We start from the raw sequence: 20,089 nt of genomic DNA, 5'->3' as shown, positions 1-20,089 counted from the left end.
CTTAGTTTGCAAGACTAGGATTAGGTTTATAACCTAATTTTGTAATGACTTCATTACTTTTGTTCAATTTTTGGTTCGCATATAGGAATGTGGACTCTTTTCCTTTATCCATAATGAAATCAATATTCTGTGCCGAAGCCACTTCTTGTATTGCTTTTGCAACACGGTCCTGAATAGGCTTTACCAGTTGTATACGTCTTTTAAAAAGTTCACCCTCGAATCCGAATTTTTGTTTTTGATAATCTTTTACTTCTTTTTCTCTGGTAACGATTTCGTCCTCACGACGGCGACGCATATCTTCGTTTAATAAAACTTGATCTTTTTGATAAGCCTGATATAATTTTTCTATTTCAGCATATTTTTGGTCCACCTCTTCCTGCCATTGCTTAGAAAGATCATCCAATTGTTTTTGTGCGGCGGTATATTCGGGGACATGTTTTAGGATATATTCTGAATCTACATACGCAAGCTGTTGAGCAAATGTCGCTGTAGCACTCACGACTACAAAAGCTATAACTAACAATATTTTTTTCATATTTCCTGTAAGTTTTATAGACTATAATTTATTATTTAACATTAATTTACTTTATGACAATGTACAAGCTCAAAAGTTTAATCTGACAAATTGCCTTAAATAAATTTACGGCTCAAAAATAACAAAAAAGATGCAATCTAACAGATATTTCTCGGGTTTAACACTATTTAACTTGTTGGCCGATTCTCACGATGCCTTTCTAGAAAGGGCGGTATGTCTAACCTTTGTTGCTGAAAATAAGCTTGCTTCAATATAGGAAGATTTAAATATATCTCGCATCAAATTTGAAAATTAATTTGATACAAAAAAAAGCTATCGTAGTTTGTACGATAGCTTCTTTATTAAGATTGATCTAAAGGGTTTAATTATCCCCGATTAGAATCCACCCATATTTTGCATAATACTAAATGTAAAGTTTTGTTTCCAGGTACTGCTCGGTAATCCTGGGATAGGATCGAATGCGTGACCGTAGTCAATTCCCAGCATACCAAAGATAGGTAGGAAGATACGGGCACCTACACCCGCTGAACGACGTACTTTAAATGGATTGTATTCAGTGAATTTGTTCCAGGTGTTACCCGCTTCGGCAAATGCCAGTACGTATACTGTCGCCTGATCATTTAACATCACAGGATGACGCAATTCCATTTGATATTTCGTATAGATCGGGCTACCTGAGTTTCTTGCTACATTTACATTTTGAGTACCTTCTGGAATAATCACACCATTTGCATAACCACGCATAGCGATAATTTCTGAACCCTGAAGGTAATCAAATCCCTGCATACCATCACCACCAAGCTTGAATCGTTCGAAAGTGGAAATTTCTGTTTTGTTGGAATACTTACCTAAGAAACCAAACTGTGCCTGAGCTTTGAATACTAACTTTCCTACAATTTTTGCATACCATTGTGAATCGAATTTCCATTTGTGGTATTCAGTCCAGCGGTAACGATCTTGAGGAGTACCGTTTTTATAGTCAATATTATTGAACAATGAATAAGGAGGCGTTAATTGCACTGAGAATTTGATGTTCGAACCCGAAGTAGGGTAGATCGGTGCATCTATCGAGTTCCGGCTAAATTCTTGTGTCAAGTTAATATTGTATGCCGTACCATTGTCAAACAAGAAATAATTACCATAATTTTGAAGTTTGTAACGTTGGAACGACAATGAAGTATTGGCTTGGAACCAGTTATCTGGCCATTGTAAACGCTTACCTAAGGTTGCCGTAATACCTGTCATCCAAATCCGGTTCAACTCCGAATCTTTGACAATTTGCTCACCAGTATAATAATTGAATCCACCATAGGATGAACTAGAGGTATAAGCACTTAAACCAAAATAGATAGGTTTTTTTCCACCTAACCAAGGTTCTGAGAAAGAGAAGCTGTATGATTGGTAACGTTTACCAGAAGTCTGACCACGTACACTTAATTTTTGACCGTCACCACGAGGAAGGGGTTTCCATGAACTTTTATCAAAGAAATTACTTGTAGAGAAGTTATTAAAGGTTAATCCCAGTGTACCGATGATCTGTCCAGCTCCATAACCTCCCGAAAGCTCTACTTGATCAGAGGGTTTCTCTGTCACATTGTAAACAATATCTACCGTTCCTTCTGCATAGTTCAAATTGGTCGGAACCGGATTTGTTTTTTGCTCATCAAAATTTCCTAATTGGGCAATTTCACGCACACTTCGCATAATTTGCTCTTTTGAGAATTTTTGCCCCGGTTTCGTATAGATAGAACGTAAAACCACACGGTCATTCGTGACATCGTTACCTTTTACAATAACGTTGTTAATGGTATATTGAGCACCTTCATAGACGCGTAAATTCAAATCAATGGTGTCATTATAAACACGTGTCTGTTCAGGATCTACGGAGAAAGTCAAATATCCATCGTTCATATAGATCGATGAAATATCATCGGAATTTCGACCACCGCCCAACAATTTGGTATTCAGTTTTTCTTCGGAGAATACATCTCCGCGTTTAATCCCTAAAATCTTATTCAATAAGGTATCGGAATATTTTGCATTTCCTGTCCATACAATATTACCAACGTAATATTTAGGTCCTTCGTAAACATCAAAATTTACCAATACATTTTTTTCTCCATCCCGAATGATTGTATCCTTTAAGATTTCGGCATCACGATAGCCTTTGGCCGCCAGTTTTTTGATCAGGTTCTCTTTACCTTCCTTATACTTCTCTTCTTTGAATTTACCCGGGCCAAAAATGCGGTACCACATTTTCTGTTTGATTGGTTTGGCCATTTTCCGCAGTTCTTTCTGTGAAAAATGCTCGTTGCCCGTAAAGGTCATTTTTTTAACCCTTACCTTGTGTTTTTTATCCACATCCGCAATCAGGATTTCATTGTTGGCCTGTGCCGAATCCTTAACTGTTCTTAGTTTAATCTCCGGATATAAGTATGCTTTTTCCTTTAAAAAGCGTTGGATTGTTGCCCGTGTGGTGTTCATCAAATTTTCATTGACGATTTTACCCGTATTGCTATTTAAACGTTTACGGACTTCTTCCGTTTGGCTTTTGCTCAGTCCATTAATGTCAATACGGGTCAAACGAGGGCGTTCTACTACGCGGATGGTCAAAAAGATGTTTTCGCCTTCAATTTTGTCTGCCCATAATTCGACATCATCGAAGAGGCCTTGAGCCATCATATCTTTTACTACTTTTGCAGTCGCTTCACTTGGCACTTCCAAATATTGACCTACCGACAATTTAGATATGGTAATTAATACGTTTTTATCCAAAAATTGTGTTCCGGTTACATCAACAGCACTAATTACATAGTTTTTAGGGTTGAGATAACTGATTTTTTCGGGGTCATTTAAGTTGAACGCACCTTTTTCCTGTCCGTAGACAAGTTGCATTGATGAGAGACCAAAAAATAGTATTACGGGTAGTATACGCTTCATTTATCTTGAATTATTGGCGCTAAAGTACACCAATCAGTTGTTAATTTTTGTTAATTAAGAAAATTTAACCAGCTTGTTTTTTATTCAAATCAGTTGACAAATTTAATAAAATCATTTATAACTGTTCACTTGTTTTTCCAAACCTTCTTTCTCGTTGCTGATATTCTACAATTGATTTATATAAATCTTCTTTTGTAAACTCTGGCCACATCTTGTCTAGGAAGCATAGTTCAGAATAAGCAATTTGCCACAGAAGGAAATTACTAATCCGAAGTTCTCCGCTGGTTCGGATCAATAAATCTGGATCTGGCAAGTCTCGGGTATAGAGATTAGCGGAAAAGATATCGTCATTGATATCTTCAATGGCTATTTCACCTGCATTTACTTTTTTAACCAAATTTCGAGTGGCTTCCACAATTTCTTGGCGAGAACTATAGCTAAGGGCTAGGGTTAGGGTACAGTGTGTATTGTCTTTGGTAGCGTCAATTGTTTCCTGAAGCTTTTTTTGTGCGTTCGATGGAAGCTTGCTGATATCTCCGATGGCATTTAATCTGACACCATTTTCCTGAAATGTCTTGATTTCTTTTTTTAAAGAGGAGACCAAAAGTTCCATCAGTGCGATCACTTCTAATTTTGGCCGATTCCAGTTTTCCGCCGAAAATGCGTAGAGCGTTAAAAATTTGATGTTGGCCTGAACACATCCTTCTAAGGCCTCTCTTACTGCTTTCACGCCATTTTGGTGTCCGAATACACGGAGTTTGCCTTTTTGTTTTGCCCAACGGCCATTACCATCCATGATAATGGCAATGTGCTGGGGTAATTTAATTTTATCAATTTGATCTAAAAAGCTCATTGTTGCTATTTTCAATAAATTAACACTTTAGCTTAGTCACAGCTTATTTGCGTGTTAAAAACCAGATACTGGTTGTCTGTGTATTATCTTTAAACGAATTTTGACCTCGCAGAATGAATTCGTTTGATCACTAGTGTTGAATCCTCATTATAGATACCTTATGTACCTTATCTATGCTTATTTGTTCCAAATATCGATTTTTAATTGGAAATTCAGAAGTACAATATAATAAAGATTAATAGTTTCTGACATCGATACCCCAGAGCAGCTTTTCTCTTAATGTGCTAAAAAAGCTTTCGTGCGGAAGACGAATCAGATTAATCGTAAATGGGGCTTGTTTGATTGTCAGTTTGACAGAGGTGTCAATAGACTCGTTTTTTGAGTCGCAGCTGAGTATGTATTGATTGCTTCGGCTCTCAATTTCAAGTTCAAGCGTGAATTGATTTGAAATAACGATTGGTCTGACATTAAGGTTATGTGGTGAAATCGGTGTAATGACAAAATTTCCACTTTCGGGCATAATGATCGGGCCTCCACAGCTCAGTGAATAGGCTGTAGAACCAGTAGGGGTGGCGATAATCAGGCCATCCGCCCAATAGGAATTGAGCAGTTCACCGTTAATTCGTGCATTGACTGTGATCATGGCAGAGCTGTCATAACGAAATACCGTAATATCATTGAGCGCATAATGATTGCCCTGGAACAAATTGATCTGTTCAGACTCTACGGAAAGAAGAACGCGTTTTTGGATATCGTAACGATTGTTTAATATATCATCTATTGCATGTTCGAAATCATTTTTATTAATGGAGGCCAAAAAGCCCAAACGTCCAAAATTAATTCCTGCAATGGGAATCCCAGAGTCTCTAATGAGTGATACGGCGGACAACATCGTTCCATCGCCACCTAAACTGAGCATAAGATCTGCACTGTTTTTAATTTCCTCGTATGTATGGTAAGTAGGGAAATTAAAATCACATTCAAACTGCGTTGTCAAGAACTTATAAAAGGGGGCGTAAACCCAAATATCAACGTTTTTACTAACGAGGTATTTAAATAAGTGCTTCACATGTGCTATAACGGAGGGTTGAAACTCTCGTCCATATATCGCAATTCTCATATTTTTTGAATTTATGGGGCAAAGATGAGAAAAAAACTAATCTTAACTAATTAAATGTTGATGTAATTCATAAGCTGCTGATACCGTTCGGCTGTGTCATCAAATGCGGCAACAGTATTGTGTGTCTCCATAATTATATAATTATGTCTTAAGAATGAATTAAGCAATGCATTGATATTGGATTTATCTACTTTTAACGTAACTTCAATCGAGTCGCTTTCGAGATTTATTTTTGTAGCGCAATTGAGGATTCTACAGTTGTCACTTTCTACCAGGTGCGCAATTTGAGATAATGAAAAGTCATGTAATCCAATTGATAGGACAATAATAGCTCCGGATTCATTTTGAGATTGGATCAATGAAATTGCTTTTAAAATATCTAATTGTGTAGAAACACCGACATATTTGTTATCCTGGTCCAAAATAGGCACCAATGAACTATTATATACAGTCATCATGACCAGGCCATCATAGGGATGTTGGTTAAATTTAAGCTGTATTGGCGCCGTATTAATTTTAATGGCGGAAATAGGAGCTTCTTCATTGTCGGCATCCAATAAAATTGACTCGTTGACGAATCCAATATATTCATCTCCATTTAAAACAACCAATTCTTTACAAAGCATGTCCTGTAGTTTTTCTAATGCCTGCTGTATTGAATCAGCCTTTTGAATGCTGAAATCTGCGTTTGAAAGAAATTGTCCTATTAACATACCCAAACTTAATAAAAAAAAATGATGTGAAAGGGAAATTTTTACAGATCAGATTCCTTCAAGAAACAGTGGCTTTTTTGAGTTTAATGGATAAAATAAAAGTAAGTAATCACATTATTGCAAATAAGTACAATTTTAATGTTTAAAATTGTACTTTTATTAGCATTCTGTTAGTATTTTTGTCAGCAATTTGATATATGCTTAAATAGGGTAAGTAGGTATTTTTAGTCAGAAAAATAAGATTGATGATTACGAGTGAGAATAAAAAATTTATTGATATACGCGAAGTTATTCACAAAAAAAATGCTGGACTAGCAAAATGGATTCCATCTTTCCTGCTGAACTATCTGAAGAAAACGATCCATGAGGATGAAATCAATGATATCATGACACGCTTTGCCGATTTGCAAGGGCTGGACTTTGTCGACGCGTTAATCAATGATCTGGGGGTAAAAGTGAACTTATACGGCGCAGAAAATATTCCGGTGTCTGATTCGGTAATTTTTGCATCTAACCATCCTCTGGGTGGATTGGATGGTATTGCATTTATGCATGCGATCGGAAAGCATCGCCGGGACGTGAAATTTTTGGTCAATGATATCTTGTTGAATATAGGTAATCTGAGGCCTTTATTTGTGGGGGTGAATAAATTAGGGAGTCAGGGTAAACAAGCCATTTCGGCAATTGAGGAAGCTTACGGTGCGGATGATGCCTTGCTTGTATTTCCCGCGGGGCTAGTTTCTAGAAAGCAGAAAGATGGGCGTATTGAAGACCTGGAATGGAAAAAAAGTTTTATTAGTAAAGCGAAAAAATATAAAAAAGATATCATTCCGGTACTGATTGACGGCAAAAACTCTAAGTTTTTTTATAATTTTGCAAGGCTTAGACAAAAAATAGGTCTTAAGGTAAACATTGAAATGTTATATTTACCCGATGAAATGTTTGCCCAGCGCGGGCATACCGTTAACATTATAGTAGGAAAGAGAATCCCTTATACAGCGTTTGATCAATCAAAAAACGAAAAGACTTGGGCTGAAGAAGTGAAAAGAAGGGTTTATGGATTAGCTCAAGAAAAATAGAATTTATGCAAGAAATTATACCTCCAGTTGATAGAGAATTATTGAAAGCCGAATTGAATAAGGAGGTTTTTTTACGCTATACCAACAATGGAAATAACGAGATATACTTAATCAACTATCATAACTCACCAAATGTGATGCGTGAGATCGGTCGGTTACGAGAGTTGACGTTCCGTGGCGCAGGAGGAGGTACAGGGCTTTCCATCGATATTGATGAAAACGATACATGCGAAGACTGCTATGATCAATTGATCGCTTGGAATCCTGAAGATGAAGAAGTTGTTGCGGGATATCGCGTGATTAAATGTGCCGAAGCAGGAGAGTCAAACGGTATTCCCAATTTATCTACAGCTCATTATTTTCAGTTTTCTGACCAGTTTACAAAAGATTATTTACCGTATACAATTGAACTGGGCCGATCGTTCGTGCAGCCTAGGTACCAGCCGGCAATTGATAATAGAAAGGGGATTTTTTCGCTAGACAATTTATGGGATGGTTTGGGCGCTTTGGTTATGCTGAACCCTGAAATTAAGTACCTTTTTGGAAAAGTAACGATGTATCCGCATTATAATAAGGATGCTAGAGATATGCTGCTTTACTTTATGGATTACTATTTTCCAGATCATGATAAATTGGTTGTTCCACTTCCTGACCTTGAAATTAAAAATGACTATGATCGTTTTGTGGGTGTTTTTGACGGATTGGATTATAAGGAAGGGTATAAAATATTAAATAGTCATGTCAGGGCATTAGGTGAAAACATTCCACCCTTAATCAATACTTACATGAACTTATCTCCAACGATGAAGTCTTTTGGCACTGCCCGAAATGATGAGTTCGGTACAGTAGAAGAGAAAGGGATATTGATTGTTATTGAAGATGTTTATCCAGTAAAAAAGGAACGACACATGAATACTTTTGAGCGGGACCGTGAATATGGTTGCCGAAAACCCAAACGGGTATAAAATAACAAAGGGATTCNNGAATCCCTTTGTTATTTTATACTTTATTTATTTTATTAAAATATAGACAACAAACGCTAGCACCGCTCCGGTGATAGGTCCTATAATGGGAATCCATGCATACGACCAATCCGAATCTCCTTTTCCTTTAATTGGCCAGATTGCGTGGAATAGACGGGGACCCAAATCCCTTGCAGGGTTAATTGCGTAACCTGTTGTTCCGCCTAATGATAATCCAATAGCCCAAACCAAAAAAGCAACAGGTATGGCACCTAATGAGCCCATTCCAATAGGTTCAGTCTTTCCATTGATGGTCACATCTTGTCCGGTGATAAAAAAGATGACAAAAATTAAGACGAAAGTCCCGATGATTTCACTCGCTAGATTCGTCGCGGTATTTCGGATGTTTGGGATCGTAGCGAAAACACCTAGTTTTGTGGTAGGGTCGGCTGTGGCATCAAAATGATCTTTGTGTATAATGTAAGTTAGCAATGCTCCACAAAAACCGCCCGCAATTTGGGCAAGAATATAGCCCGGTACTTCTGTCCAGGGTAGCGCTTTATGAAGTGCCATGGCGATTGTCACTGCCGGGTTTAAGTGAGCGCCTGTGTAAGGGCCTGCGAATACGACTCCGATGTATACGGCTAAAGCCCATCCGGTAGTGATAACGATCCAGCCGCTGTTTTCTCCTTTTGTTCCTTTTAAGATCACATTCGCAACAACACCGTTACCAAGAAGTAGAAGGAGTGTGGTGCCGATAAATTCTGCTAAATAATGGTTCATAAGTATTGGTTAGTTTTCTGTCCAGAATTGTAATGCTTTAACACCTTTGGTCCATTGCTTAATAATTTGCTGGGTTTGTTCTTCTTGTTCTTTTTCGGGTTCAAAAAGACGGTCTTGCGCCCAGAATTTTGAAAGTTCTTGTTCGTCCTTCCAAAAGCCAACTGCCAATCCTGCCAGGTAAGCTGCTCCCAGAGCTGTTGTTTCAGTGATTTTAGGTCTAATGACATTGCTGTTCAGTACGTTGGCCTGAATCTGCATCAGAAGATTATTTGCCGTTGCTCCGCCATCCACACGAAGTTCCTTGATCGGTATTCCGCTGTCAGCTTCCATGGCCTTTAAAACATCACTGGTTTGGAGTGAAATAGCTTCCAGTGAAGCTCTGGCAATATGCCCGTTTGTCGTTGCTCGTGTTAGTCCGAATATCGTGCCTTGTGCCCTAGCGTTCCAGTAGGGCGCGCCCAGCCCCGCGAAAGTGGGAATAAAGGTTACTCCACCGTTATCTTTTTCGGAGAGTGCCAACTGTTCAATATCCGCGGATTTGTAAATAATATTAAGATTATCCCGTAGCCATTGAACCAGCGCGCCGCCTATAAATATACTTCCTTCTAAGGCATATTCAGTTTTTCCGTTAATCTTCCAGGCTACGGTTGTCAGTAGGTTGTTTTTTGACATAATTGGCTTATTGCCAATATTCATTAACATGAAACATCCTGTGCCATAGGTGTTTTTTACCATGCCTTTTTCAATGCATTGTTGACCAAAAAGTGCTGCTTGTTGATCCCCGGCAATTCCGGCAATTTTGACTTTATGTGCGAAGATTGTTGTTCTGGACTCACCATATATTTCACTACTTTCCTTCACCTGAGGTAGCATGGAGGCGGGGATATCAAATAATTCAAGAAGCTCGGCATCCCAGTCCATGGTATGGATATTGAACAGAAGTGTACGTGAAGCATTGGTCACATCGGTAATGTGAACATCTCCGCGTGTAAGATTCCATACCAGCCAGGTGTCAATAGTGCCGCAGATCAGCTCACCATTTTGGGCTTTTTCTCTTGCGCCATCGACATGGTCAAGAATCCATTTTATTTTCGTTGCCGAAAAATAAGGATCCAGGATAAGCCCCGTTTTTTTCTGGATCATTTCATGTTTGCCCGATTGACGGAGTTCATCACAATAATCCGCAGTACGTTTATCTTGCCATACAATGGCATTGTAGATCGGTTTGCCGCTTTCCTTTTCCCATACAACAATAGTTTCCCGTTGATTGGTTATTCCGATGGCGGCGATGTTTTTGCCATTCAGTCCGGCCTTTGTTGTTGCTTCGGCGGTGACACCGGCTTGCGTGGACCAGATTTCATGTGGGTCATGTTCCACCCATCCCGGTTTTGGGAAGATTTGTGTGAATTCTTTTTGTGCAATTGAAACGATATTTCTTTCTTTATCAAAAATGATGGCTCTGGAGCTCGTTGTACCCTGATCCATGGCCAAGATGTATTGTTGTTCCATAATTGATTACTGCTGGTTATTTTATATTAGTTTAAGATATAATTTTTTGCAACTTTCTCGAAGTTTTCGATCTGATTTTTTTGCCAGTTCTCGTCTTTGCCTAATTCTTGAGCGATTATTTTAGCGACTTCAGGAGCTGCGGCAATGGCTGCTCTGGCATCGAGAAATAGAATACGTACACGACGTGAAAGTACGTCTTCTACCGTTTGTGCCAATTCATTGCGAACAGCCCACACCACTTCTGCTTTTTTAAATTCTAGATGATCCACTATTTTTTCATTCCAGACAGGATTTTCTTGCGCGAGCGCATGTATCGCTTCCTGGTCAGCGCCATAAATATACATGTGGTTGCTTCTGTCGGTTGTAGGGATGGCGCTATAAATCTTTTGTGTCGCTGAGTTGCTTTCCTTTTTGGGTAAACAGCCAATTTTAATTGCTTTATCGACTGTATCTTGTCCCATTCTGCGAAAGGTAGTCCATTTTCCTCCAGTTAGCGTCAGTAATTTTGAATCGCTGACAATAACTTTGTGGCTTCGGGAAATTTCTTTGGTTTTGTTGGAATTCCCGGTTGGAGCCGCGAGGGGTCGAAGACCGGCAAATACAGCAAGTGCATCTTGACGGGTGGGCTGCTTGGTGAGATAGCGTCCAGCAGTTTTTAAGATGAAGTCGATTTCTTGTTCGAGCGCTACAGGTTCAAGACTATGTTCGTCAATAGGTGTATCTGTGGTTCCTGCAATAACCCGATTGTGCCATGGAACAAGAAAGAGCACCCGGCCATCGTCCGTTTTAGGGATCATGATCGCATCGTCACCGGGGAGGAAGGATTTGTCAAAAACAAGATGGACACCTTGACTTGGCCTTACCATCTGTTTGGCTTCGGGTTTATCCATTTTTAGAATATCATCGACAAAAATTCCCGTAGCATTGATGATAGCTTTGCCTTGGATTGTGAAAACTTCTCCAGTGTCAGTATCTTGTGCAATAACACCATTTACTTGGCCTGCGTTATTTTTGGTAAGGTTGGTTACGCGTATATAGTTCAATGCTACACCACCCATTTGAATACAGGTCTGTGCCACATTGACCGCGAGTCTTGAGTCGTCAAATTGACCATCCTGGTAAACAACGCCGCCATAGAGCCCCTTTGTCCTAACTGTACTGATTCTTCGTTGTGTTTCCTCCTTATTGATATGTATGGATTTTCCTAGACTTAGTTTGCCCGCTAGGAAATCGTATATTTTCATGCCGATAGTGTAGAAAGGACCGTCAAACCAACTGTAATTAGGAATTATAAAAGATTGATTTTTAACTAGATGAGGTGCGTTTTGCTGTAAAAGCCCCCTTTCATGAAGTGCTTCTCTGACTAAGGAGATGTCTCCTTGGGCGAGGTAACGTACACCGCCATGGACAAGCTTTGTTGCTTTGCTGGATGTACCTTTTGCAAAATCGACTTGTTCCAATAATATCGTTTTGAATCCTCTACTAAGTGCATCCAGTGCCACACCTAAGCCACTAGCTCCACCTCCTATCACAATAACATCCCACTCACTTGTGTCTTTTATTCTTTCTATTAATCTTGACCTTTTGAATTCTTTTTGTTTCATTTTGTTTCGTTTTTGGTCCTGAGGTTATATCCCTTAGTATGAATCGTTTTAGCCGATTAGTACTAAGTTATAGTATATTTATGAGATTTTAAAGGAATTTGTTGAAATTATTTAAAAACATTTTGTGTTTTATTTTCTTTTGTTTTGTTTTGATATCTATATTTTTAGTGTTTTAAATAGTTCGTTACCACCGGTGTTTTTTGTGAAAATTTTAAAAATAATTAAGGTAACATTGTTACTATGGCCCTATATATGTCGCTTGCCTTTTTTCGAAAAGAACGATATAATGTTTAACCATTATAATAGGCTTATGTTTTGGTTTGGGAAAATGATTTTGTAATTTTAAATCATTAATAATTTGTTGAATAATGAGAAGGATTAAATTGTTGTTTTTAGGAATGGGGGTATTAATGGGTGTCCAATTGCCGCATTCAATTGCCTTTGCGCAGGAAGCCCCGAAGATTCAATCGGAACTTTCCAAGCCATATCATCACGAGGCTGATGCACAGAAAGACATTGATAGCTTATTGAAATTGGCCAAGAAGGAAAAGAAGAATGTCATTATTCAGGCCGGTGGGAATTGGTGTGTATGGTGTCTGCGATTTAATGATTATATCCATAAAACGGCAAGCATAGACAAATTGTTAAAAAGTCGTTTTCTCTATTATCACCTAAATTATTCGAAAGAAAACAAGAATGAGATGGTTTTTCAGAAGTATGCACCTGAGGGTGGAAAGTTAGGATATCCATTTTTTATTGTATTGGATATAAACGGAAAGACACTTCATGTACAGGAAAGTGGCAGTCTGGAAAAGGATAAAAGCTATGACGAAGAAAAAGTATTGAAATTTTTCAATGCCTGGGTGGCTAAATAAAAAAAATCCTGTCAACTGACAGGATTTTTTTATAATTTTTTATTTTTATTGGTAGCCCAATAATTTCATGACCTGTTTGGAATTTTGTTCCTCCCCAAAGACTTCATAATTGAAAGTTTCATCTCTATTTCTTCGTACCAATACATGTTTAGGCGAAGGAAGCAGACAATGATGAATTCCACCGTATCCACTCAATACATCTTGATAAGCTCCGGTGTGGAAGAATCCTAGGTATTGTACTTTACGTGTTTTAGGCATAAATACAGAGTTCATGTGTGCTTCCTGATTGTAATAATCCTGGCCATCACAGGTGATCCCACCTAAGTTCACACGTTCATATTCCGAATCCCAATTGTTGATTGGTAATAAAATGTATTTTTGGTTTAAAGCCCAAACGTCCGGTAAGTTGGTGATGAAAGACCCGTCAATCATAAACCAACGTTCGCGATCATTTTGTTGCTTACGTCCCAGAACTTTATAAAGAATTCCTGACGCTTCAGCTACTGTATATTTGCCAAATTCAGTAATGATATCCGGCTCCATGACTTCATGGTGCGCGCAAATCTGTTTGATCCTGTTGACAATTTCATTGACCATATATTCATAATCGAAATCATGTACCAATGAATCCTTAAAAGGCATGCCACCACCAATATCCAAAGTGTCTAAATCAGGATTTATTTTTTTGAATTTACAATAGAGCGTGACGTATTTCTCCAACTCATTCCAGTAATACGGTGTGTCTGATATACCCGAATTAATAAAAAAATGAAGTAGCTTCACCTTAAAATTTGGATTGTCAACAATCTTATTATTGTAAAAGTCGATGACATCTTCTTGGCGAATGCCCAATCTGGAGGTGTAAAATTGAGAATCTGGCTGCTCCTCTGAAGCGACCCGGATCCCCAAAGCACATGGTTCGTCTAATTCAATCTCATCATCATAGAGATTGAATTCCTCCTTATTGTCCAAGACAGGAATAATGTTTGTATAACCATCATGGATCATATCAACAATATACTGTTTGTACTGATAGGTTTTGAATCCATTACAGATGACTGTAATGTCTTTTGTTACGGTACCTTGTCTTTCCAATGAATCGATCATCGGCATGTCAAACGCAGATGAAGTTTCAAGGTGGATATCATTTTTCAAGGCTTCTTCTACAATGTGCTTGAAATGGGAAGATTTAGTACAATAACAGTATTTGTAAGATCCGCGATAGTTGTGTTTCAGAATTGCGGTCTGAAAAAGGATTTTCGCTTGTTGAATTTTTTTGCTGACGATAGGCAAATAGGTAAAACGTAACGGCGTACCGTACGTTTCTATCATTTCCATTAAATTCAAATCGTGGAAATACAATTCGTCGTCGATGATTTCGAATCCGTCCTGGGGAAAACCAACACTTAAGTCAAGAAATTCCTGATAGCTCTGCATTTTTTATTATTTTTGCAAAGATATACTTTAATGGTGAATACCTAAATAAGGAATGTTATTTATTTCCAGTTCACTATCAGGAAGTTGTAAAATTTACAAAATCATTAAATGGCAAATTCTATTCAAAGGCGACTTGTTGAAGTCACAGTACAGGCTGTTAAAGCGCTTTACAATGCAGATATTTTAGAACATCAGATAGCTTTACAAGCGACCCGAAAGGAGTTTGAAGGGCAGATTACGATCGTAACTTTTCCAGTAACGCGCTTCTCAAAATTGTCTCCGGAGCAGACCGGAGCAGCAATCGGTACCTATTTACAGCAGCATATTACTGAAATCTCAGACTTCAACGTAATAAAAGGCTTTTTGAATATCGTGCTTTCTGATGACTACTGGGTTTCCTTATTGAACAATACGATTGTTGCCAGAGATTTTGGCATCTTTCCAGCTAATGGAAAGAAGTTGATGGTGGAATATTCTTCGCCGAATACGAATAAGCCTTTACATCTGGGGCACATCCGAAATAATCTATTAGGGTATTCTGTTGCTGAAATTCTCAAAGCCTATGGTTATGAAGTCATCAAAGCCAATTTGGTGAACGATCGTGGTATCCATATTTGTAAGTCCATGTTGGCCTGGCAGAAATTTGGTGCGGGGGAGACGCCGGAATCCACAGGCATGAAGGGTGATCACCTTGTCGGTAAGTATTATGTCGTTTTTGACAAGGAGTATAAAAAAGAAATAGAGTTGCTGAAAGCCGAGGGGCAATCCGAAGATGAGGCGAAAAAGAATGCGCCATTGATGAAAGAGGCTCAGTCTATGCTTCAAAAATGGGAGGCAGGAGACGAAGAGGTAATCAGGCTTTGGAAAACTATGAATAGTTGGGTCTATGCCGGTTTTGAAAAAACCTATAAACAGTTGGGGGTAGACTTTGATAAATATTATTACGAATCCGACACCTATCTTTTGGGTAAAGATATTATTCAGGAGGGACTGGACAAAGGCGTTTTCTTTAAGAAAGAAGACAATTCGGTCTGGATAGATCTGACAGACGAAGGATTAGACCAAAAATTGGTTCTCCGTGGGGATGGTACTTCAGTCTATATTACACAGGATTTGGGTACTGCACAGCTTAAATATGATGAGTTCAAAATGAGTGAATCCATTTATGTTGTCGGTAATGAGCAGGATTACCATTTCAAGGTCTTGTTTTTGATCCTCAAAAAACTGGGTAAATCATGGGCGGATGGTTTGTTCCACTTATCTTATGGCATGGTTGATTTACCTTCCGGTAAAATGAAGTCACGTGAGGGAACGGTTGTGGATGCCGACGACTTGATGGCCGAAATGCTTAAAACAGCACAGGAACGTACGGAAGAACTTGGGAAAACCGAAGGTTTGGCTGAAGATGCCAAGGCTGCACTTTATAACACCATCGGGATGGGGGCGTTGAAATACTTCTTATTAAAAGTAGACCCAAAGAAACGTCTATTGTTTGATCCAAACGAATCGGTAGATTTTCAAGGTCATACCGGACCTTTTATCCAATATACACATGCGCGCATCAAATCTGTTTTGAGTAAGGCTGAATTTGATGCGAATAGTCCGGTATCGGTACTTCCTTCAATTTCATCTTATGAGCGTGATCTGATTCAGCAGTTGGGTGCCTTTCCGGAAACTATTGAGGCATCTGCACAGGAATTTAGTCCAGCGCAATTGGCCAATTACGTTTACGAGGTTGCCAAGTTATATAATAAATTTTATCACGAAGAGAGTATATTAAAGGCCGAAGCCAACGATGTAAAGAATTTTAGATTACATCTATCGGCGGCAGCAGCGAAAATTATCGCCAAAGGAATGGGGTTGTTGGGTATATGTGTGCCGGAGAGAATGTAACGATATGAGGAAGATTCGTGTTGGCCTTATAGGCTTTGGTATTTCAGGACAGGTTTTTCATGCTCCTGTAATGCGTTCTGTCGTGGCACTGGAACTTGTAAAGGTTACCGCGCGCAAGGCTGAGCAACAGGCGCTATTGAAAGAGCGCTTTCCGCAAGCGGAGACTGCACTGTCCGCTGATGAAATTTTTGCTGATGAAACCATCGAACTGGTCGTGATTGCTACCTCTAACGATATGCATTATCCAATGGCAAAACGTGCGTTGGAGGCTGGAAAACATGTCGTTGTTGAAAAACCGTTTACAAATACGGTAGAACAGGCAGATGAGTTGATTGCGCTCGCCAGAGAAAAGAATTTGGTGCTTGCTCCCTATCATAATCTGAGATTTACTTCGGATTATCGAACGGTAGAGAAAATTATAAAAGGTGGCCGATTGGGACGGATCGTAAATCTGGAATCAAGATTTGACCGTTTTCGGAATTATTTGAGACCCAATGCATGGCGTGAAGAGAATTTGCCCGGATCAGGTATATTTTACGATTTGGGTCCGCATCTTATCGACCAGGCTTTGCAATTGTTTGGAAAACCGAATGCCATATTTGCAGACCTTGCGATACAACGGGATAACGCAAAGACCATTGATAATTTTGACTGTATTTTGTACTACGATAATTTGAGAGTTTCACTCAAAGGATCAATGCTTGCGAAAGAACCGACTCCACGATATCGCCTCTTTGGTATGAACGGAAATTTTGTAAAAAATGGGGTTGACCCCCAAGAAGCATTATTGCGGGACGGTAAGTTCCCTGATGAGGACCCCAATTGGGGCGAAGAGGAGCCCAATATCTATGGTAAACTGAACATTGTTGAAGAAGGTAAAGATGTGGAAGAAATTATTGTATCAGAAAAAGGTTCTTATCCTGACTTTTATCAAAATGTTGCGGATACTATTTTAGGTCAAGCCACCTTAATAGCTTCGCCGGAACAGGCTCGAGATGTGATTCGTATCATCGAACTTGGTTATCAGAGTCAATCGGAAAGACGGGTCATTTCTACAGAAGATCAATTGATTGCTTATTAATATAAGACTGTGAATACATACGATGCGATTATCATTGGCGGTGGTGCCTGTGGTTTAATGTGTGCGGCACAAGCTGGACTGTTGGGAAAGAAAACATTGCTGTTGGAACGCAATGATAAAGTGGGAGCCAAGATCCTGATTTCAGGTGGCGGAAGATGCAATTACACAAATACCGGAACTACAATTGCTAATTTTATCTCTGAAAACCCGGATTTTTTGCACGGCATATTTAAGCAATGGACAGTCGAAGATACCATTGATTTTTTTGAAGCATACGGTATTAAAGGGCAAGAAAAGACTTTAGGGCAATTGTTTCCAGCAACGAATAAAGCGAAAGATATCGTTGCGGTATTTTCGAAGATTCTTTATGAAACTGAACAGGATATAGCGCTCAGCACGCTCGTGAAATCGGTGGAAAAGAATGCTGATGGGTTTACGGTTCATGTAGAAAGTCCGAAAGGAGAGCATCTGTATAAAGCTAAAAAGCTGGTGATTGCTTCGGGGGGGCTCCCGGTTCAGAAGCTGGGCGCATCTGATTTTGGATTACGTATTGCAAAACAGTTTGGCTTGGAGCTTGTCGCTACGGCTCCTGCATTGGTTCCTTTGACAATCACGGGAAAAGATGCAGATTGGTATAGTTCGTTGTCCGGGAACTCCGTGTTCTCCAAAGTATCTGTTGCGGGGATGTCTTTTGAAGAGAATATTCTGTTTACGCACTGGGGATTAAGTGGCCCGGCAATTCTTCAGATATCAAGTTATTGGCGGCCGGGGCAGGAAATTATCCTTGATCTGCTGCCTAATTTTAATTTAGATAATCTTATCAAACAAGAGCGCCAAGTCGGGGGAAAGAGGCTTGTTTCACAACTGCTGAATGACTATTTTAGTCGAAAGTTGGTGGATGCGCTGGGCAAATTACTTGCATTAGATATCAAAATAGCATCCCTGAGCAAAGCTGACGCTAAGTTGATTGTTGATACGGTTCATCGTTTTAAGGTCAAACCTGCAGGTGATAAGGGATATGATAAAGCCGAGGTGATGCGTGGTGGTGTTTCCACAGCGGAATTGCGCGGCAAGACATTAGAATCCAAGAAAATACCCGGTCTTTATTTTGGAGGTGAGACTGTCGATGTTACAGGTTGGCTTGGTGGCTATAATTTCCAATGGGCCTGGGCAAGTGGTTATGTGATTGCGCAAGCTATTTAGCACCCAAGATAAATAGCCGGCTTACCGGGGAAATGTCCTGAAGGTGAACTGCGGAACGATCATAGCTCAATACCGTTACATACAGATTTTTAGGAAAGACGATTAAAAGCGTGCTAATTCTGTGCGGTATCAGTTGGCTTTTCCGACCGATCAAGATATAATTGAGCTGCCGCAGTTAAACGTTGTCTTATCCGGCTTTGTAAATTGCGCGGAGTCAATACTTTGATCGCTTCGCCAAATCCTAAAATTTCCCGCTCCAATTCAAAATTCAGGACAACATCTATACGGATTAAGACTGATCCGTCCTCCTTTTTGTCTAAAATCTGCTGAGAGGGATGTATCGGTTTGGTTTCTACATAAGGCGCATTTCTGGCGTTGATCTCTAGTATCACACGTTGGCCACGATCTTTTTGTGTTTTAGTAACTCCTATGGTATCGGAAAAGTATCGTTCAAAATCTATTCCTGTATAGGCGATGTATGAATTTTTACCCATCTCCTCAATTGTATTAATTCGGTCCAACGCAAGTGTCATCAAACCCTCGCTTTTTTTATGGTGGCCAATCAGAAACCACCGGTTACGGTATTCTTTTAAGAGATAGGGTGAGAAAATGAGGTCCTGCCGTTGCGTTGCTTTGAAAGACTGGTAACTGATGAGAAGTGGTGTTTTTTCACGAATGGCCTGATGGAGGGGACTAATAAATGATAGCCCCTTCAAAAGATTGTTACTCTCCATTTGGATAATTGCGGGTTGATTGTCTTTTTTAGTGTGTATACTGTCCTCAAGGCGTGCGACTATATCACTCATTTCGTCGAAGCTTGAAAAACCGCTGACATGTTTTAAAACCTCTACAGCTTCCTTCATTTTTTGCATATCTCCAACAGAGATAGGTGAGTTGCTGATACTGTATTTTGGGTCTTCGTAGGTGTAAAATTTGCGATGTGTGACAATAATGGGGGCATTATATCCCAATTTATTGCTTCTCATCAACTGTATGTCGCCCTGAATAGTTCGTTTGCTTATACCGTTTTTGATTCCTTCAAATTCATAAAGTGCATCGGAAACCTTTTCCATTAAGTCTTCTAAAGTCCATTTACGATGTCTTAGACGCAGACAGCTGTCTATTGTTTTGTAACGGATAAGTGCGAGTTTATTTAATGCCATATGTTTACTGATGGAAGTTTAGATGAAAATACAAACTTTATATTATCTACGCAAAGGGACTGCGTAAATTTTAACCGTCTTCAACGCGTTAAAGGAGCAGCATTGAATTTTTAAGGAAATTCGCTGTTTATCCAAGTAAAATAGCTACTTTTGCGGAGAAGCAAACTGGTTCTATCGCTGCTCTTTCGGGAGGAGAGGAAAGTCCGGGCAACATAGAGCGACACGCTTCCTAACGGGAAGGATGCTATCAAAATAGCAGACAGAAAGTGCCACAGAAAATATACCGCTTTTCGGAGTAAGGGTGAAAACGTAAGGTAAGAGCTTACGGTCTTGTATGGT

The 20,089-nt window shown here is 39.3% G+C and carries 16 protein-coding genes and 1 other RNA gene (1 of these 17 cut by a window edge); 7 read left to right on the top strand and 10 right to left on the bottom strand.

From position 1 onward, the window contains the following. Position 1: 1 nt before the first annotated feature. The 5 genes from B4G94_RS10325 to B4G94_RS10305 form a co-directional block, all read right to left on the bottom strand. Positions 2-535, bottom strand: a complete 534-nt coding sequence (locus B4G94_RS10325; RefSeq protein ID WP_108633010.1) for an OmpH family outer membrane protein — start codon at positions 533-535, stop codon at positions 2-4. 375 nt (positions 536-910) lie between these two features. Beyond that, positions 911-3,475 (bottom strand): outer membrane protein assembly factor BamA, encoded by a 2,565-nt coding sequence (bamA, locus tag B4G94_RS10320; protein ID WP_286858722.1) that lies wholly within the window; start codon positions 3,473-3,475, stop codon positions 911-913. Between the two features lie 115 nt (positions 3,476-3,590). Next, positions 3,591-4,328, bottom strand: coding sequence for an isoprenyl transferase (locus tag B4G94_RS10315; protein WP_286858721.1), 738 nt, complete (start codon positions 4,326-4,328; stop codon positions 3,591-3,593). A gap of 235 nt (positions 4,329-4,563) precedes the next feature. After that, on the bottom strand, positions 4,564-5,448 hold the full coding sequence (locus B4G94_RS10310) for an NAD kinase (RefSeq protein ID WP_108633013.1): 885 nt from the start codon (positions 5,446-5,448) through the stop codon (positions 4,564-4,566). Positions 5,449-5,498: 50 nt separating this feature from the next. Next, on the bottom strand, positions 5,499-6,161 hold the full coding sequence (locus B4G94_RS10305; RefSeq protein WP_121123996.1) for a CBS domain-containing protein: 663 nt from the start codon (positions 6,159-6,161) through the stop codon (positions 5,499-5,501). 245 nt (positions 6,162-6,406) lie between these two features. On the opposite strand from B4G94_RS10305, the gene B4G94_RS10300 reads away from it, so the two are divergent. Together B4G94_RS10300 and B4G94_RS10295 are read left to right on the top strand one after the other, a co-directional pair. Further along, complete coding sequence (locus B4G94_RS10300; protein WP_286858717.1) at positions 6,407-7,240, top strand: 1-acyl-sn-glycerol-3-phosphate acyltransferase; 834 nt, start codon at positions 6,407-6,409, stop codon at positions 7,238-7,240. A gap of 5 nt (positions 7,241-7,245) precedes the next feature. Further along, positions 7,246-8,205, top strand: a complete 960-nt coding sequence (locus B4G94_RS10295) for a GNAT family N-acetyltransferase (RefSeq protein ID WP_108633016.1) — start codon at positions 7,246-7,248, stop codon at positions 8,203-8,205. A gap of 45 nt (positions 8,206-8,250) precedes the next feature. Here B4G94_RS10295 and B4G94_RS10290 read toward each other — a convergent pair whose 3' ends face one another. From B4G94_RS10290 to B4G94_RS10280, 3 genes are read right to left on the bottom strand one after another with little or no spacing between them, the layout of a single operon-like run. Next, positions 8,251-8,985, bottom strand: coding sequence for an MIP/aquaporin family protein (locus tag B4G94_RS10290; RefSeq protein ID WP_108633017.1), 735 nt, complete (start codon positions 8,983-8,985; stop codon positions 8,251-8,253). Between the two features lie 9 nt (positions 8,986-8,994). After that, complete coding sequence (gene glpK, locus B4G94_RS10285) at positions 8,995-10,494, bottom strand: glycerol kinase GlpK (protein ID WP_108633018.1); 1,500 nt, start codon at positions 10,492-10,494, stop codon at positions 8,995-8,997. Positions 10,495-10,520: 26 nt separating this feature from the next. Next, entirely contained in the window at positions 10,521-12,098 is a 1,578-nt protein-coding gene (locus B4G94_RS10280; RefSeq protein WP_165308293.1) for a glycerol-3-phosphate dehydrogenase/oxidase, read from the bottom strand. Between the two features lie 368 nt (positions 12,099-12,466). Between B4G94_RS10280 and B4G94_RS10275 the strand changes: the two genes are divergently transcribed. Beyond that, positions 12,467-12,973 (top strand): thioredoxin family protein, encoded by a 507-nt coding sequence (locus B4G94_RS10275; RefSeq protein ID WP_286858714.1) that lies wholly within the window; start codon positions 12,467-12,469, stop codon positions 12,971-12,973. A gap of 45 nt (positions 12,974-13,018) precedes the next feature. Here B4G94_RS10275 and B4G94_RS10270 read toward each other — a convergent pair whose 3' ends face one another. Continuing rightward, positions 13,019-14,410, bottom strand: a complete 1,392-nt coding sequence (locus tag B4G94_RS10270; protein ID WP_104380843.1) for an arginine decarboxylase — start codon at positions 14,408-14,410, stop codon at positions 13,019-13,021. A gap of 108 nt (positions 14,411-14,518) precedes the next feature. Here B4G94_RS10270 and argS point away from each other — a divergent pair, with 108 nt between their 5' ends. Genes argS through B4G94_RS10255 form a run of 3 tightly spaced genes read left to right on the top strand, consistent with a single transcriptional unit; the run spans position 14,519 to position 18,587 of the window. Beyond that, entirely contained in the window at positions 14,519-16,303 is a 1,785-nt protein-coding gene (argS, locus tag B4G94_RS10265) for an arginine--tRNA ligase (RefSeq protein WP_286858712.1), read from the top strand. 4 nt (positions 16,304-16,307) lie between these two features. Further along, entirely contained in the window at positions 16,308-17,384 is a 1,077-nt protein-coding gene (locus B4G94_RS10260) for an oxidoreductase (RefSeq protein ID WP_286858711.1), read from the top strand. A gap of 9 nt (positions 17,385-17,393) precedes the next feature. Next, a complete protein-coding gene (locus B4G94_RS10255; RefSeq protein WP_286858709.1) occupies positions 17,394-18,587 on the top strand; it encodes an NAD(P)/FAD-dependent oxidoreductase in 1,194 nt (397 codons plus the stop codon). Between the two features lie 113 nt (positions 18,588-18,700). On the opposite strand, the gene B4G94_RS10250 is transcribed toward B4G94_RS10255, so the two are convergent. Beyond that, positions 18,701-19,750, bottom strand: a complete 1,050-nt coding sequence (locus B4G94_RS10250) for a helix-turn-helix transcriptional regulator (protein WP_286858708.1) — start codon at positions 19,748-19,750, stop codon at positions 18,701-18,703. Between the two features lie 158 nt (positions 19,751-19,908). Here B4G94_RS10250 and rnpB point away from each other — a divergent pair. After that, positions 19,909-20,089, top strand: an RNA gene (gene rnpB, locus B4G94_RS10245) — RNase P RNA component class A; it runs 156 nt beyond the window's last position.

This window comes from Sphingobacterium sp. UBA7625 (assembly GCF_002484085.1).
Classification (GTDB): Bacteria; Bacteroidota; Bacteroidia; order Sphingobacteriales; family Sphingobacteriaceae; genus Sphingobacterium; species Sphingobacterium athyrii.
The sequence above is the reverse complement of the archived record's forward strand: the minus strand, read 5'-3'. Positions and strand labels throughout refer to the sequence as shown.

Bases quoted from the DNA above. Each gene is read 5' to 3' on its own strand.
- B4G94_RS10325 (WP_108633010.1), bottom strand. From the start codon at position 535: ATGAAAAAAATATTGTTAGTTATAGCTTTTGTAGTCGTGAGTGCTACA.
- bamA (WP_286858722.1), bottom strand. From the start codon at position 3,475: ATGAAGCGTATACTACCCGTAATACTATTTTTTGGTCTCTCATCAATG.
- B4G94_RS10315 (WP_286858721.1), bottom strand. From the start codon at position 4,328: ATGAGCTTTTTAGATCAAATTGATAAAATTAAATTACCCCAGCACATT.
- B4G94_RS10310 (WP_108633013.1), bottom strand. From the start codon at position 5,448: ATGAGAATTGCGATATATGGACGAGAGTTTCAACCCTCCGTTATAGCA.
- B4G94_RS10305 (WP_121123996.1), bottom strand. From the start codon at position 6,161: ATGTTAATAGGACAATTTCTTTCAAACGCAGATTTCAGCATTCAAAAG.
- B4G94_RS10300 (WP_286858717.1), top strand. From the start codon at position 6,407: ATGATTACGAGTGAGAATAAAAAATTTATTGATATACGCGAAGTTATT.
- B4G94_RS10295 (WP_108633016.1), top strand. From the start codon at position 7,246: ATGCAAGAAATTATACCTCCAGTTGATAGAGAATTATTGAAAGCCGAA.
- B4G94_RS10290 (WP_108633017.1), bottom strand. From the start codon at position 8,985: ATGAACCATTATTTAGCAGAATTTATCGGCACCACACTCCTTCTACTT.
- glpK (WP_108633018.1), bottom strand. From the start codon at position 10,494: ATGGAACAACAATACATCTTGGCCATGGATCAGGGTACAACGAGCTCC.
- B4G94_RS10280 (WP_165308293.1), bottom strand. From the start codon at position 12,098: ATGAAACAAAAAGAATTCAAAAGGTCAAGATTAATAGAAAGAATAAAA.
- B4G94_RS10275 (WP_286858714.1), top strand. From the start codon at position 12,467: ATGAGAAGGATTAAATTGTTGTTTTTAGGAATGGGGGTATTAATGGGT.
- B4G94_RS10270 (WP_104380843.1), bottom strand. From the start codon at position 14,410: ATGCAGAGCTATCAGGAATTTCTTGACTTAAGTGTTGGTTTTCCCCAG.
- argS (WP_286858712.1), top strand. From the start codon at position 14,519: ATGGCAAATTCTATTCAAAGGCGACTTGTTGAAGTCACAGTACAGGCT.
- B4G94_RS10260 (WP_286858711.1), top strand. From the start codon at position 16,308: ATGAGGAAGATTCGTGTTGGCCTTATAGGCTTTGGTATTTCAGGACAG.
- B4G94_RS10250 (WP_286858708.1), bottom strand. From the start codon at position 19,750: ATGGCATTAAATAAACTCGCACTTATCCGTTACAAAACAATAGACAGC.